Raw genomic sequence first — 15,361 nt, 5'->3', positions numbered from 1 at the left:
CAAGGAATTTACACTAACATTGGAGATAGCGGAAACAAGCTTTCTGGAGGACAAAAACAACGTTTATCTATAGCTCGTGCCGTATTGAAAAATCCACCGATTATGATTTTGGATGAAGCAACATCAGCATTAGACACAGAAAGCGAAAAATTTGTTCAAGTCGCACTAGAAAACATGATGCAAAACAGAACTTCGATCGTAATTGCACACCGTCTTTCTACTATTCAAAAAGCAGATATAATCGTAGTAATGCAAAAAGGAAAAATCGTTGAACAAGGAACCCACGAAGAGCTAATTGCGCACAACGGAACTTATAATAAATTGGTAACAATGCAATCTTTCGAATCGTAAGAAATCATTAAACCCAAATTAATATACACAGATTAAGGAAATATTAAAACTCAATTTTAATTTCTTTAATCTGTGTTTATTTTTATAACTTTAGGTTAGTTAAAGATTGAAATCATTTAATCTAAAGAAAATGTATCTTAACAACCCCAACATAAAACTTCCCGATGATCCCGATACTATTGTTTGGAAATATCTGGACTTATCTAAATTTCTTGATTTATTACTCTCTAAGAAGCTTTTTATGTCGCGTTCAGACAAGTTTGAAGACCAATATGAAGGCACTTTTAGCGAACCAACTTATGAAGAGATAAAAAAACTTGCCGCAGATAATCCAGAGTTTTTAAATTACTACAAAACGCATCGTGAAAAAGTAGCCATTAGCAGCTGGCATATTAACGAATATGAATCGTTTGCCATGTGGCAGATTTTCACCAAAAACAATGAAGGTTTAGCCATTCAGTCTACCATCAAAAGACTACAGAAAGCGGTAAAACCAGAGAATAATTTTGATCAATATATTGGCGAAGTAAATTACATCGATTATAAAAAAGAATACATTCCGTTTGATGATCTATTCTTTCCGTTTTTATTTAAAAGGAAAAGTTTTCAATACGAAAGAGAAGTCCGAATTCTAAGTGACACTTCAAAAAGCGATATCAAATTAAACGACGGATTAAAAATCAACGTCGACATTAATCAATTGATCGAAAAAATATACATTCATCCAAAATCTGAAAACTGGTACAAGAAACTGGTAATAGAATTGGTTGAACGCCTAGGATTTGGTTTTGAAATCGAAAAATCTGATCTGGAAAGTGATATTCTGATCTAAGGTTCTAAGTTTTTTTACACAATAGAAGCAATTATTATAAAATTCTAATAATTTATTTTCTTTGAGTTTTTCTAAATACCTATTTCTAAGATCCAAATTTTGATCTTCAATGATTATTTGACCACTTTTCTTATAATAATAAACAGAATCAGATTTAGACTTTTTCACCACAGAATCACCAATCTCCATTTTATCATATAATTCAGTACTCACTTGCCATCTAATCCCTGAATTCAAAAACAGACAATGCGGGAGACGATATCCCTCTCCTCCTTCTATTTTCTTTTCATAAACAACTCCAGAAAAGCCATATTCATTAGCTTCTTTATATTCCTTTTCTATATACCTCATTGAATTACCCACGAAATATGCTCCAATAACAGCAAGAATGAATATGGGCATAAAAACATAAGTCAAAACAGTACTAAATTCCTTCTCCTGTTCTTTTAATTCATCTTCAGAATACATTCTAAAATTTTAAAAAGTTATATCGGCTTATAACTCTTCACTTCCCATTTTTTAGAAGCTAAATCAATGTAATTGTAATGCAAAACATCATTTTTATCAAACTGACCGTTTTGGTTGGTGTCTTCAATAGTTCTAAAATACAGACGGTTTTTAGATTCAATTAAACTCCAATCTACCAATTCCTCCAATTCTGCTGAAACTTTTGTGAAATTTTCTCCACTTATATCGCTTAAATATAAAGTTTTAATGTCGCTGGTATCTATCTTACCATCTTTATTTGTATCCGAATCTGTTAGTGTATAAACCATAACATTATTATGCGTTTTATCTGCAACAGTTTTTAAATAAGTAGCCGTTAAAATTAAAACTGGTTTATCAGATAAAGGTCGGATAGAATCTGAATCTACTTTTTGAAATTTTAAATTCTGAAGAAATCCTGTAATTTCATATTCTCCTAAATTAGAAATTGTAAAACTTACATCGTTTACACTCGAAGAACCATAACGAGCTTTTGAACCCCTTTCATAAACTCTTAAATCTCCAACGGGGTGAATCAAATAATTAGTGCCTTCCATTTGAATAGGAAGATCTGCAATTTCAATTTGTGTTGAGTCTGTTTTTACTGCGCCTGTGCTTACTTTATTAGAAGCACCATAAGTTACTTTTGGTTTTTGAACTTCTTCTCGGCAACTTATAACCGTCCCGACAAGTATAAGGGCAATATATTTAAAATACTTTTTCATCTACAATGATTATATACGATTATCAAATATACTATTTTTGATTGTATTTTTGAGTTTTATTGAATTTTATAACCAACATCGAAGCAGTTTATAACCTCGCATTTAATTTAACGTTAAAAACTCTCGAAGTCATATAATTTGGAATCGCATATTGATTTTTTGAATAGACATCACGAACCCAAGTATTTGTAATTGCGTTTTGATTGTTGAAAAGATTAAAAATTTCTAGCCCTAGAGACAACTCTTTAAACTTTTTCAGCCAGCCTGTTTTTGTATTTTGCGTACTTGCATCTACAAAAACCTTTGCAAAACCAATATCAGCTCTTCTATAATCATTCAGTCTATTTTGATATAAATATGGATCTGAATACGCTGGCGCTCCTCCTGGCAATCCTGTATTGTAGACCAAGTTCAAATACACTTTTACACTTGGAATATTCGGCATATAATCTTGAAACAGCATTGCAAATTTCAATCGCTGATCTGTCGGACGAGCAATGTAGCCTTTATTTTCGTAATTTTCTTCGGTTTTCATGTATCCAAAACTTATCCAAGATTCGGTTCCTGGTACAAATTCGCCATTTAATCTAAAATCAAGACCTTGTGCATAGGCTTTTGCATTATTATTGGCAACATATCGAATTCGAACATTGTCTATCGAATAAACGTTGACATCTGAAAGCGATTTATAATATAGCTCTGTCACCCATTTAAAAGGACGATTCCACATTTTAAAGTTATAATCGTTACTTAAAACAATATGAATAGCTTCTTGGGCTTTTACATTTGGGTTCACAACTCCGTCCAAATCTCTCAATTCTCGATAAAATGGAGGCTGATGATATAATCCTCCGGAAATTCTAAAAACCATATCGCGATCCCAATCTGGTTTTATTGCAAATTGTGCACGCGGACTTACGACAAATTGTGTTTTTCCTTCTTCTGCCGCTCCCGCAACATTCCATCCTTGAAAACGCGCTCCTAAATGATACCAGATTTGGCTTGAACCAATTTCTGATTGTTTGTTCCATTGTGCGTAACCCGAAAATCTATTTATAGTATTAAAATTTGTAGCGCGAATATTTTGATAAGGTAAAAGCGGACCTGTATAAGGCGTGTAAGGTTCATTATTTTTAGGAATAACTACCAAAGGCGGATTAATAGAAAATCCCGCAGAATCGATTACTTCCCATTCCACTACTCGATCTCTAATAGATTCTCTGGTATATTTTAAACCGAACTCTAATTGGCTTTCTTTCCAGTCTTTAACTCCTTTAAGCTCAATGTTTGCAATTAAAGCATCTAAATCGTTTCGAGCGTGATTTAACTGAGAACCAATTCCGCGTGTAAAATCAATTGCCGAAGCATCTTCTGAATTTTCAGCGTTTACATTTCCTAAACGATATTGAGCCAAAATATCAAAATGCTCTTTTTCTGTGGTATGAAATAAGGAACCAATTAATTTTAAAGTAAGTGTAGGCGATACTTTATAAGTAGTTTTTAAAGCTCCGAAATAAGTATCGTACTGATCTTTTTCCTGTCCGTCATAATAAACCGAAAGCGCCATTGGCTGATCTATTGTTCCAAAATTAGTTTGGCGCACCAAAGGCTCATACGAATATTTATTCTGAGAAATATTCCCTAAAAAGCTCATCTGCCATTTTTCAGAAATATCATAATTGATATTAGTCTGAATATCGGCAAAAGTTGGTTTGTAATTTGTCTGCGTATCTTGACTATTTACTAAAAGACTGTTATTTCTATAACGGACTCCAGTTACGGCAGACCATTTTTTGTTTTTTGAAACCAAATCGACTGTAGCGCTTCCTCCTAAAAAACTTGCTTCAAAAGCAGCTCCAAACTGAGTTGGCTTGCGATACGTAATATCTAGAACAGAAGATAATTTATCTCCAAACTTCGCCTGAAATCCACCAGCAGAAAATTCAACATTCTGAACTAAATCTGTATTGGTAAAACTTAGTCCTTCCTGCTGCCCCGAACGAATTAAAAACGGACGATACACTTCTACTTCATTTACATAAACTAAGTTTTCATCATAATTCCCGCCTCGCACCATATATTGCGTGCTTAATTCGTTATTTGAGTTAACGCCCGGAAGTGTTTTTAGAATGTTTTCGATTCCAGCATTTGCACCTGGAATTTTCTTAATGGTTTCAGTATCTACTGATGTAATCCCTTGAACTCTTTTTCTATTTCCAGAAGAAACAAAAACCTCACCCATTTGTTCCTCAGAATTATTCATAATCGGATTAAAAACAAAAACTTCATTTGTTTTCAAACTAACAGTCAGACTCATCATTTTTAAAGAAACGTGAGTAAAAATCAAAGAAACCTTTTTGTTTGACGGAATTACAATTTCGTAAAAGCCATTCGAATCAGACTGAACAAAAGCATCTTGCGAAGAAACATTCACCCCAGAAACAGGATGTTTTTCTGCATCTAAAATCAGCCCCTTAATACGAGCGTTTTGAGCCAATGTAATACAGCTGATAAATAAAAAAAGAAAAGCGAATGTAAACCTATTTTGACTCAAAGATTTTGGGTTTTATTTTTTTTGACTTCTAAAAAAACGTGTTTCAAAGATAGCAGTATTTCCTACATTATCAACTACCTCAATTTTTAAAACGTTTTCTCCTTCTGCCAAATATTGATCATCAAAAGTATGAGTTATTCTTCTGGCTTTATTTTCGTATTCAAACAAAACCCAACTTCCGTTTAAATAGCCATTATAAGATTTTATTCCAGACAATGCATCATTAATTGTAAAATCAATTTTATTTTGATCGCTGATCCACTTTCCTTCAACAGGTTTTGCAATTTTTATGACAGGCGCAATTGTATCCAAAACCAGGCCGTATGTCCCTAATATTTTTGCTTTAGCAGTAAAAACATCTCCTTTTCTAATTGTTCCATTATAGCTTGTTCCCTTACCAATATAAAGCTTATCTCTTAAAGATTCTGGATAAGTGTCGTCTTTTATAGTGATCGTAAAATTGGAATGTACAGGAACTGTATCGTCATGAATGAAAATTTTATTATTTCTAACATCAAAATTCATATTGAAATCATCGTAGAATGTTCCTGCCGGAAAGAAAACCGACATATTATCTTTTTCGAAATTAGTATCTCTATTATATTTGATGAAATATTTTCCGTTAACTGGTTCAGCCTCTACAAGCGGTGTCGCAGCATCAAACTCGATTGGAACGGTAATCGAATTCATATTTCCAAAATAGTCCGAAACCTCGATTTTATAATTTGAAGCCAGATTAGGCTCTGCTTTTACGATACCTCTAAGAGAATCTGTTTTGATAATACTCAAAGCAAAAGGCGTTTTCATAAAAAGTTTCTGCACACGCTGTCCTGATTTTTTATATCGAGGATAATCGATCAGAGCGTTTACATAACGCATTTCGTCAAAAGAATAGGTATTAAACTGATAATTATAATTCTGATTTCCGTTTAAAAAAGTCGAAACATTAAAAACTCCATTTTTGTTATGCGAAACATCATCAGTGTCTACCGCGTTGATTCCGAAACCAATTTTTCCGTTAGCTTTCACTTTAGAAGCCAAATAAGTTCCGTCTTTTTGAAGCGTCATATTAACCAATAAAGGCTGTTTCGAAAGATTTACCGTTGTGTTATCTAGCGGATAAACATACAAACTTGACAAAGTAGGTTTTTTGGTATCTTTTATATTTTGGTCAAAGCCAAAGAAAATTGGATTGATAACAAACTCCGTTTTAGTGTCTCTAATTTCAAAATGAAGATGCGGGCCTTCAGACGATCCAGTATTTCCAGAAAGGCCTATTATTTCTCCCTTTTTCACAGGAAGCTCGTCAGGTTTTGGAAACATTTCGATTTCATACGCTTTTTCTTTGTAGTGCGTTTTTTTCACATAATCCAAAATTGGCCCAACTGGAGTTTGCAAATGGCCGTAAACAGAAGTATAACCATTTGCATGTGTAATATAAATACATTTTCCGTTTCCGAAAGTCGAAATTTTGATTCTCGAAACATAACCATCCGCAATTGCGTGCACGCTTAATCCTTCTCTTTGATTGGTTTTTAAATCAAAACCAGCATGAAAGTGATTTGGTCTTAATTCTCCAAAATTACCAGAAAGCTGCATTGGAATATCTAGCGGAGGGCGGAAATAGTCTTTAGGATACTGCGTTTGAGCAAATATAGAATTACAAATCAAAAGGGTAAGTACAGCGAATCTCATAAGCAACATTTTTGCTAAGATAAATAAAAATAAGCCAATAAAAGCAAGAAAAAATTTACAATTTCACAATTAATTGAATTACATATATTTATCTATTTTAATGTAAAAAAATCGATAAAAAATTGCATTAATAAAAAGGAATATTAACTTTGTATGATTAAGTAATGAATAGGATGTATAATGAGTGTAATTGCAGAAATAATTGATACTCTTGAATATAAAGTTGAAAAGCTTTTTGAGAAATCAAAAGGCTTGGAGCAAAACAATCAAGTATTACGATTAGAATTAGCCAAAGCTGCGCAAATTATCCAGAAACAATCTGAGGAAATGGAAGCTTTGAAGAAGCAAAATGAAACACTTAAGATAGCCAATTCGTTGCTTGGCAGCGACAATAACAAGAGAGAGACAAAGCTTAAAATAAATTCATTAATTCGCGAAATTGATTACTGTATAGCACAACTATCAGATTAATAACATGGACGGAAAGCTTAGAATTAAAATATCAATTGCCGACCGCGTTTACCCACTTACGGTTGAACCCGCTCAAGAAGAAGGACTTAGAAGTGCTTCTAAAAAAATTGATGCCATGATCAAGCAGTTCGAAGAAAATTACGCGGTTCGTGACAAACAAGATGTTCTAGCAATGTGTTCATTACAATTTGCATCGCAAGTAGAACAAAAACAGATTGACAATACAATCGATGGAGAAGAGACTATCGAAAGAATTAAAAGATTAAATACGCTTTTAGATCAATATCTCGAAAAATAAACGTTCTTTACAGAAACTAAGATACTGCCTACATTAGTTCACAATTGGTAAACTCAACACTAACAATTTAGAATGAGCAAATCGTCGCTACTATAGTATGCCCTCCATTTGGCTGGGAAACTTGAACAGTGAGTTAGCTCAAAACTTGTCTTTACGAGTTTATACAAGCAATTAATGTAGGCTTTTTTTATATATAAACCCTAACAAACATGGACATCATAACGATCATTATTGGTATTGTAGGTATTGCAGCAGGATTTGCGATAGCTAAAATTATCGAGAAAAGTAATATTTCAAACCTAATTAAAAATGCTAAAAAAGAAGCAGCTTCTATCTTAAAAGACGCTAATTTGGAGGCCGAAAATATCAAAAAAGATAAAATTCTTCAAGCAAAAGAGCGTTTTATCGAACTTAAATCTGAGCACGAACAAGTTATTTTAGCACGTGATAAAAAAGTTGCTGAAGTAGAAAAACGCGTGCGCGATAAAGAATCTCAAGTTTCTAACGAACTTTCTAAAGCAAAAAAAGTAAACGAAGATTACGAATCTAAAACAGCTGAATATAATAACAAAATTGAAGTTTTAGATAAAAAACAAGCTGAAGTTGACAAACTTCACAAAAGCCAATTACAGCAATTAGAAGTAATTTCTGGTCTTTCTGCTGAAGAAGCAAAAGAGCAATTGGTAGAAGGCTTAAAAGCTGAAGCTAAAACAAAAGCAATGTCTCATATTCAAGAAACTATTGAAGAGGCAAAATTGACTGCACAGCAAGAAGCTAAAAAAATAATCATCAACACTATCCAGAGGGTTGGAACAGAAGAAGCAGTTGAAAATTGCGTTTCTGTTTTCAATATCGAATCTGATGACGTAAAAGGTAGAATCATTGGTCGTGAAGGTCGTAACATTAGAGCTTTGGAAGCTGCAACTGGAGTTGAAATCATTGTAGACGATACACCAGAAGCTATCATTCTTTCTTGTTTTGATCCTGTTCGTAGAGAAATTGCTCGTTTGTCTTTACACAAATTAGTTACTGACGGACGTATTCACCCAGCTCGTATCGAAGAAGTTGTTGCTAAAACAGCAAAACAAATTGATGACGAAATTATTGAAGTTGGAAAACGTACTGTTATCGACTTAGGAATTCACGGTTTACACCCAGAATTAATTAAAGTTGTGGGTAGAATGAAATACCGTTCTTCTTACGGACAAAACTTATTACAGCACTCAAGAGAAGTTTCTAAACTTTGCGGTATCATGGCAGCAGAATTAGGACTAAATGTAAAACTTGCCAAAAGAGCAGGTTTACTACATGATATCGGAAAAGTGCCAGATACAGAAAGTGATTTACCTCACGCACTTTTAGGTATGCAATGGGCAGAGAAATATGGTGAAAAAGAAGAAGTTTGCAACGCAATTGGAGCTCACCACGATGAGATTGAAATGAAATCTTTACTATCTCCAATTATTCAAGTTTGTGACGCTATTTCTGGAGCTAGACCAGGTGCAAGACGCCAAGTTCTAGATTCTTACATTCAGCGTTTGAAAGATCTTGAAGATGTTGCTTACGGATTTAGCGGTGTTAAAAATGCTTACGCTATCCAAGCTGGTAGAGAGCTTCGTGTAATTGTAGAAAGCGAAAAAGTTTCTGATGATAATGCTGCAAACTTATCTTTCGAAATTTCGCAAAAAATTCAAACAGAAATGACTTACCCTGGACAAGTAAAAGTTACAGTTATTAGAGAAACTAGAGCTGTAAATATTGCTAAATAATCTAAGAAAACATAAATAAAACAAAAGGCTGTCAATGACAGCCTTTTGTTTTTTATCCCTATTCAAGTTTTACATATCATTAAAAATGATTTTAAAACTGGTCCCCACTCCAACTTCACTTTCTACTTCAACCGTTCCTTTCATGGCTTCAATTTGATTTCTCGTAATATACAATCCTATTCCGCGAGCTTCTTCATGTTTATGAAATGTTTTATACATTCCAAACATTAAATCGCCATATACTTTTAAATCAATTCCAAGTCCGTTATCTGTAATTGTAAGCGATTTAAAACCTTCTGGCTCTATAGCAAAATCAAAAGTAATTACTGGATCTCGATCTGGATGTGCATATTTAATTGCATTTGTCGTAAAATTGAGCAAAACGCTTTCCATATACGCCGGATTAAAATTAATCGTTAGGTACTTTGGAACGTTATTCACAATAGTCACTTTTCGCTGCTTATCATAACCTTTAATAGTCGAAATCGTCTTTTCGATATACTCGCAAAGTTTTAGCGGAACAACTGCAATATTAATATTACTTTGCGTTTTTACAATTTGAGTTAGATTTGAAATCGTTTCATTCAAATCGTTTGAAACGGTTCTCAAATGTTCCAGCATTTCAGCTACAGTTTGCTTATTCACATCAGCATCTATAAAATCTAAAATTGATTTTATGTTTCCAGCCTGCGTATTTAAATTATGAGAAACAATATGAGAGAAATTCAGCAAACGACTGTTCTGATCACTATACAATTTCATTGTTTTCACAAGTTCGAGTTCTTTCTCTTTTTGAGCTGAAACATCAGTATGAGTTCCAATTACACGCAAAGGCCTTCCGTTTTCATCACGTTTAATTACTTTTCCTCGATCTAAAATCCACTTATAGTTACCACTAGAAGTCATTACACGATGATAATTTTCATAAAATGGAATCTTATTATCAAAATGTTCGTGAATATCAGAGTAATATTTGGGAAGATCATCAGGATGTACAATTTTATCCCAACGCTCAGGATCATCAAAAATATCACTCGATTCTAACTCCAAAATTTTAAGAGACAAAGAAGAGTAAAAGACACTATTTGTAACCATATCCCAATCCCAAATTCCGACTGTAGAGGCATCTAGAGCAAATTGAAAACGTTCTTCAGAAATTCTAAGTTTTTCTTCTTTATCCTTTATTTCTGTAATATCCGAAACATGACCATAGAAAATTACATTTCCATTTATAGAAGATTCTGTTTTAGAGGTAATTTTAAACCATCGAATCCCTTTTTTTGGAAGCACAGCTCTAAACTCAATTTCCCACGGCTTTATTTCTTTCCTAGCTTTGACTAAAGACTGAAAAAAAAGTTCACGATCCTGCGGAAGAATTCGATCGTAGATTATAAACTTTATATCATTATTAAAATCCGCTGCAGGAAGTTCAAATATCTCATCTGCCGATTTACTTACGAGGGGAAAAGTATAATTATTATCGGGATCAATACTAAATTGAAAAAGCAGGTCGGGCATTTCGGCCAACAATTTTTTATAAAAATTATTTACCTCCAAGCAATCGTCATTTCCATACAAATCAAAAACCATATGCTACTTTTTTATGTAAATAAAAATATTCAGAACTTATTTGGAAAAGCAAAAATAAACCTCAATGTTTTATTTTACTCCAATTAAAAACAAAATTTTAACACAATATATAAATTTATAGAACAAAAAAACACAATTCTACAAAAATTATTTCCTAGGATGAAAACTATGCATTACTTCTTTTAGAAAACTGCGATCCAAATGCACATAGATTTCTGTTGTTGTAATAGACTCATGCCCCAACATTAATTGAATAGATCTTAAGTCTGCACCATTCTCAAGCAAATGTGTAGCAAAAGAATGTCTTAATGTATGGGGACTTATATTCTTTTTAAGCCCCACTTTTTCTGCAAGATCTTTTATGATAGTAAAAACCATCGCACGTGTTAACTGATTTCCTCTTCTGTTTAAGAATAAAGTATCTTCGGCTCCTTTTTTTACAATGAGATTGCAACGAATTGCATTTCGATATATATCAATATATTTTTGAGTTAGAGGCCCAATTGGAACAAATCTTTCTTTATTTCCTTTTCCAGTAATTTTAATAAATCCTTCATCAAAAAAGAGATCAGAAATTTTAAGCGAAATCAATTCAGAAACACGTAAGCCACAGCCATATAAAGTTTCGAGCATCGCTCTATTTCGTTCGCCCTCGTTAGTACTTAAGTCGATGGTTTCAATCAAAGCATCAATTTCCTGAAGTGATAAAGTATCTGGCAGTTTACGGCCAGTCTTTGGAGCTTCAATTAATTCTAACGGATTATCGTTTCTATAATCTTCAAAAACCAGATAATTAAAAAAACTTTTAAGTCCAGAAATAATCCTTGCCTGCGACCTCGGATTAACTTCTTTGGCTACCGAATAAATAAATTGCTGTAAAGTTTCGTCGGAAATTTTTATTGGAGAAACATCAATCTGATTGGTTTCTAAAAACAGACATAAACGTTCAATATCAAAGCCGTAGTTTTCGATCGTATTTTTAGACAAACCTCTCTCAATCCTTAAGTATGATTGATAATCTTTTATATATCTACTCCAATTCATATCTACAAAGTAAGTGATTTTTTGGCATAAAAAAACCTTCCTTTATTAGGAAGGTTTTTTTATCAATATTCTAAACTAAGACTAGAATTTATACGCCACTGAAAGCTGTAAGTTACTATTTTTTGTACTATCATAATAATCACTAAAATCCTCGTAATCGTGATCATATATACCTGAAATACCAACCGTGTAACGCAAACCTACAGAAAAATGGTCTGTAAAATTATATCCTGCACCAAAGTTAAATCCATAATCTGCAGTTTTGTAAGCATCTTTAATATCATGATCTTGACTTTTAGCCGAAACTAAGAATCCTATTTGCGGACCTGCTTCAACAGTAAATTGTTTCGTAACATAGAATTTAGCCAAAACTGGAATATTAATATAATTTAATTTATAAGATCCGCTTTGATTGCCTCCAATCATATTGTATCTGGCTCCTTGAGTAGAAAACAAAAGCTCTGGCTGAATAGCTAATCTGTCAATAATTTTTATTTCTGCAAAACCGCCAATATGAAAACCAGCCTTAAGATTGGTATCAACATCACCAGTAAAATTGGTAAGATTAAGACCTCCTTTTACTCCAAATCTAGTTTCTTGGGCATTTGAGAATGTAAAAGCCATAATTGCAATGGCAGATAAAATAAGTTTTTTCATTTTTTTAATTTTGGTTTTAGTTTAAAAATAGAGAGTCAAATATAGATATTTCCTTACCAAAACCTATATTCTTAATAAAAAAAAACATAGTAATAGTATATAAAAAAACCTTCCGTTATAGGGAAGGTATTTTTTAATATTTTTAAAATTCAGATTAGAATTTATATGCTAAGAAAAGCTGTAGATTGCTGTTTTTTGCACTATCGTAGTATTCATCTGAATTATCAATGTCATTATCAGTTATAGGAGACAAACCAATAGTATAGCGAAGACCTACTGATAAATTGTCTGTAAAACTATATCCAGCACCTAAGTTAAATCCTAAATCAACTGATCTTGTATAATCTTTAAAGTCTTCGCCATCTGCCTTAGCAGATAATAAAATACCTAGTTGAGGACCAGCTTCTACATTAAATTTCTTATCAACAATATAATATTTTGCCAATACAGGAATGTTTAAATAATTCAATTTAAGATCTCCATCAGATCCTAAAGGTCCATCAAATTTTGCTCCTTGAGCAGAATACAAAAGCTCTGGTTGAATATAAAACTTTTCAACTACGTGGATTTCAGCTAAACCTCCAACATGAAAACCTACCAATGTTTTATTGTTCTCTACATCTCCTCCAACTACATTTGAAATATTAAGACCTCCTTTTACTCCAAATCTTGTTGACTGAGCATTTGTAAATGCAAAAGCCATAATTGCAATGGCAGATAAAATAATTTTTTTCATTCTAAATTTGTTTTGGGTTAAATTTAATTAGCCAAATATAAAAATATTCTTCATAAATATATATTAGGAATTTAACAAATAAAATAGTAACTATTACATTATTTGTTAATTGTAAATTAAGCCAATTTAAAAATTAGAGTTTTCGGCACAAAAAAGCCCTCCTCGAAATTGAGGAAGGCCTTTTAAAATTAACTAACTGTTTTTTTTCTTAGAACTTGTAAATAACTCCAAAACTTACGTCTCTTAGGTCAGTACCAAAACCAAATGAATTAGTTTTATCAGCTCCATGACCACCATTATTGTTTACACTATATCCTAAACCTAACCAAGTAGCTTCAATAGCAAAATGATTAGACAAGAAATAGCTTAAACCTAAACCAATGTTAGCTCCAATTTCGTTTGATTTAGCATCGCTTGGTTTATACTTGTAGTTTGTAAAATCAAGACCAGCTTGCCCATAAACTGAAAATTGAGAAGCAGGAGTAAAATAATATCTACCAAAAGCTCCAGCTGTAAATGAATTTGTTTTGTTATCACCTTCTTTATCTGTACCAAAACCTAATTTTGCACCAATTGCAATATTTTCAGTTACAAAATACCCAACTTTTGGCTCAACTTCAAAACCATTGCTCTTAGCATCTCCTTTTTTTGTTGAGCTTACATTTAAAGCTCCAGAAATAAAAGTGTCCCCTTTAGAAAATCCTCCAGTCTGTGCATTAGCAAATGTAAAGCCTAATACTGCAATGGCAGTTAAAACAATTTTTTTCATAATTTTTTCAAATATTACTTGATTAATATTCGACAAAACTAAGATTACACTTACAAAATAAACTCCACAGCAAGCTTAAAAAGTATCAAAATAAGACAGAAAAAAATTACCAAAAAAAGAGCTGATTTTCAGATTAATAAAAGATTATAAACTGCTTTAAAACCTTAAAATTTACTTTTCGGTGGGAATTTTATTAATTATTTAATCGAAAATATAATGCAATAAAATGCTAAATATGTAGTTTTGATCTATAAATAACATTTAAAATACCAATTTTTAAAAACCTTTTTATGAAGAAAATATTTTTAGCAGCTGTTATGTTTATCGCAACATCAGCGGCAGTAAACGCACAATTTGTACAAATCGGGGTAAAAGCAGGGGTTAACTTTGCTAATCAAACTGGAGGTTCTGACTTTAATGGAATTTCTGTTGACAAAGAAGGAATTACAAGTTACCACGCAGGTCTTGTAGCAGAACTTAAATTATTAGAAAAATTCTCAATTCAGCCAGAGCTTTTATATACTACTCAAGGAGCAACTTATAAAAATGCTGTTTCAGAATTTAAAAATGAAATGGGATATATTGCTATTCCAGTAATGGCAAAAATCTATATGACTAAATCTCTTAGTTTAGAACTTGGTCCACAAGCATCATTCCTTGTTAGCAATAAAAAAGAATTTGATGTTGCAGATCCAAAAACATTTGACTTTTCTCTTAACGCAGGTTTAGGATTAAAAGTTGTTGGAGGTCTTTTCGTTCAAGCTCGTTATGGTATTGGTTTGACAGAAATTTCAAAAGAAGCTGATTTTAAAAACTCTGTATTCCAACTTTCAGCTGGATACATGTTCTAAAAATATATCACATACTTTTACAAAAACCGCTCTATTTATTAGTGCGGTTTTTTTTATTTTTACACTTACATGTGAAATGTCATTCGTAAAATCTAAAATGCATTCACATCGCTTAATTAAAAAACAAATTACTTTATGAAAATCTGCATTATCAACGGACCAAATTTGAATCTTTTAGGAAAAAGAGAACCTGAAGTTTATGGAAGCCAAACTTTCGAAGATTATTTTGAAACGTTGAAACAAAAATTTCCAAATATTGAACTTTCTTATTATCAAAGTAATATTGAAGGCGAACTAATTGGAAAAATTCAAGAATGCGGCTTTACTTTTGACGGAATCATTTTGAATGCAGGTGCTTATACACATACTTCTATTGGTTTAGGAGATGCTATGAAAGCCGTTACAACTCCTGTAATCGAAGTGCATATTTCTAATACTTACGCTAGAGAAAGTTTCAGACACCAATCTTATTTATCTGGAAATGCAAAAGGTGTTATTTTAGGTTTCGGACTTAAAAGTTACGAATTGGCTAT

At 32.4% G+C, this 15,361-nt stretch carries 16 protein-coding genes; 7 read left to right on the top strand and 9 right to left on the bottom strand.

Going from position 1 to position 15,361, the window contains the following annotated elements:
- On the top strand, positions 1-351 hold a 351-nt coding region (locus B3J44_RS05295), incomplete at its 5' end, for an ATP-binding cassette domain-containing protein (protein WP_286966501.1).
- 130 nt (positions 352-481) lie between these two features.
- Entirely contained in the window at positions 482-1,183 is a 702-nt protein-coding gene (locus B3J44_RS05290; RefSeq protein WP_111380149.1) for a DUF2971 domain-containing protein, read from the top strand.
- On the opposite strand, the gene B3J44_RS05285 is transcribed toward B3J44_RS05290, so the two are convergent.
- The 4 genes from B3J44_RS05285 to B3J44_RS05270 form a co-directional block, all read right to left on the bottom strand.
- Entirely contained in the window at positions 1,127-1,651 is a 525-nt protein-coding gene (locus tag B3J44_RS05285; RefSeq protein ID WP_286966494.1) for a hypothetical protein, read from the bottom strand. The genes B3J44_RS05290 and B3J44_RS05285 overlap by 57 nt on opposite strands.
- A 17-nt stretch (positions 1,652-1,668) precedes the next feature.
- Positions 1,669-2,394: a hypothetical protein gene (locus B3J44_RS05280; RefSeq protein WP_286966492.1), complete on the bottom strand. Its 726-nt coding sequence runs from the start codon at positions 2,392-2,394 to the stop codon at positions 1,669-1,671.
- A gap of 88 nt (positions 2,395-2,482) precedes the next feature.
- Positions 2,483-4,948, bottom strand: coding sequence for a TonB-dependent receptor plug domain-containing protein (locus B3J44_RS05275; RefSeq protein WP_286966491.1), 2,466 nt, complete (start codon positions 4,946-4,948; stop codon positions 2,483-2,485).
- 12 nt (positions 4,949-4,960) lie between these two features.
- Complete coding sequence (locus tag B3J44_RS05270; RefSeq protein WP_286966487.1) at positions 4,961-6,643, bottom strand: M23 family metallopeptidase; 1,683 nt, start codon at positions 6,641-6,643, stop codon at positions 4,961-4,963.
- Between the two features lie 180 nt (positions 6,644-6,823).
- Here B3J44_RS05270 and B3J44_RS05265 point away from each other — a divergent pair, with 180 nt between their 5' ends.
- From B3J44_RS05265 to rny, 3 genes are all read left to right on the top strand, one after another.
- On the top strand, positions 6,824-7,114 hold the full coding sequence (locus B3J44_RS05265) for a hypothetical protein (protein WP_198858206.1): 291 nt from the start codon (positions 6,824-6,826) through the stop codon (positions 7,112-7,114).
- 4 nt (positions 7,115-7,118) lie between these two features.
- Complete coding sequence (locus tag B3J44_RS05260) at positions 7,119-7,412, top strand: cell division protein ZapA (RefSeq protein ID WP_286966479.1); 294 nt, start codon at positions 7,119-7,121, stop codon at positions 7,410-7,412.
- Positions 7,413-7,621: 209 nt separating this feature from the next.
- Positions 7,622-9,181: a ribonuclease Y gene (gene rny / locus B3J44_RS05255; protein ID WP_198858208.1), complete on the top strand. Its 1,560-nt coding sequence runs from the start codon at positions 7,622-7,624 to the stop codon at positions 9,179-9,181.
- Positions 9,182-9,250: 69 nt separating this feature from the next.
- Here the strand turns inward: rny and B3J44_RS05250 are convergent, their stop codons facing one another.
- The 5 genes from B3J44_RS05250 to B3J44_RS05230 form a co-directional block, all read right to left on the bottom strand.
- Complete coding sequence (locus tag B3J44_RS05250; protein ID WP_286966467.1) at positions 9,251-10,771, bottom strand: sensor histidine kinase; 1,521 nt, start codon at positions 10,769-10,771, stop codon at positions 9,251-9,253.
- A 147-nt stretch (positions 10,772-10,918) separates the two neighbouring features.
- Entirely contained in the window at positions 10,919-11,815 is an 897-nt protein-coding gene (gene xerD, locus B3J44_RS05245; RefSeq protein WP_286966464.1) for a site-specific tyrosine recombinase XerD, read from the bottom strand.
- Positions 11,816-11,896: 81 nt separating this feature from the next.
- Entirely contained in the window at positions 11,897-12,472 is a 576-nt protein-coding gene (locus B3J44_RS05240) for a porin family protein (RefSeq protein ID WP_286966461.1), read from the bottom strand.
- Positions 12,473-12,626: 154 nt separating this feature from the next.
- Entirely contained in the window at positions 12,627-13,208 is a 582-nt protein-coding gene (locus tag B3J44_RS05235; protein WP_286966451.1) for a porin family protein, read from the bottom strand.
- 208 nt (positions 13,209-13,416) lie between these two features.
- A complete protein-coding gene (locus B3J44_RS05230) occupies positions 13,417-13,977 on the bottom strand; it encodes an outer membrane beta-barrel protein (RefSeq protein ID WP_286966442.1) in 561 nt (186 codons plus the stop codon).
- Between the two features lie 290 nt (positions 13,978-14,267).
- Here B3J44_RS05230 and B3J44_RS05225 point away from each other — a divergent pair, with 290 nt between their 5' ends.
- Together B3J44_RS05225 and aroQ are read left to right on the top strand one after the other, a co-directional pair.
- Positions 14,268-14,828 carry a porin family protein gene (locus B3J44_RS05225; RefSeq protein WP_198858213.1) on the top strand — a complete coding sequence of 187 codons (561 nt, stop codon included), beginning with the start codon at positions 14,268-14,270 and terminating at the stop codon, positions 14,826-14,828.
- A gap of 135 nt (positions 14,829-14,963) precedes the next feature.
- Positions 14,964-15,361, top strand: a 398-nt coding sequence (aroQ, locus tag B3J44_RS05220; protein WP_286966436.1) for a type II 3-dehydroquinate dehydratase, incomplete at its 3' end; no start/stop codon positions are given.

The organism is Flavobacterium sp. UBA4854, assembly GCF_002399805.1.
GTDB lineage: Bacteria > Bacteroidota > Bacteroidia > Flavobacteriales > Flavobacteriaceae > Flavobacterium > Flavobacterium ginsengisoli.
Note: the sequence above shows the minus strand (reverse complement) of the source record. Positions and strands in the feature narration are given on the sequence as shown.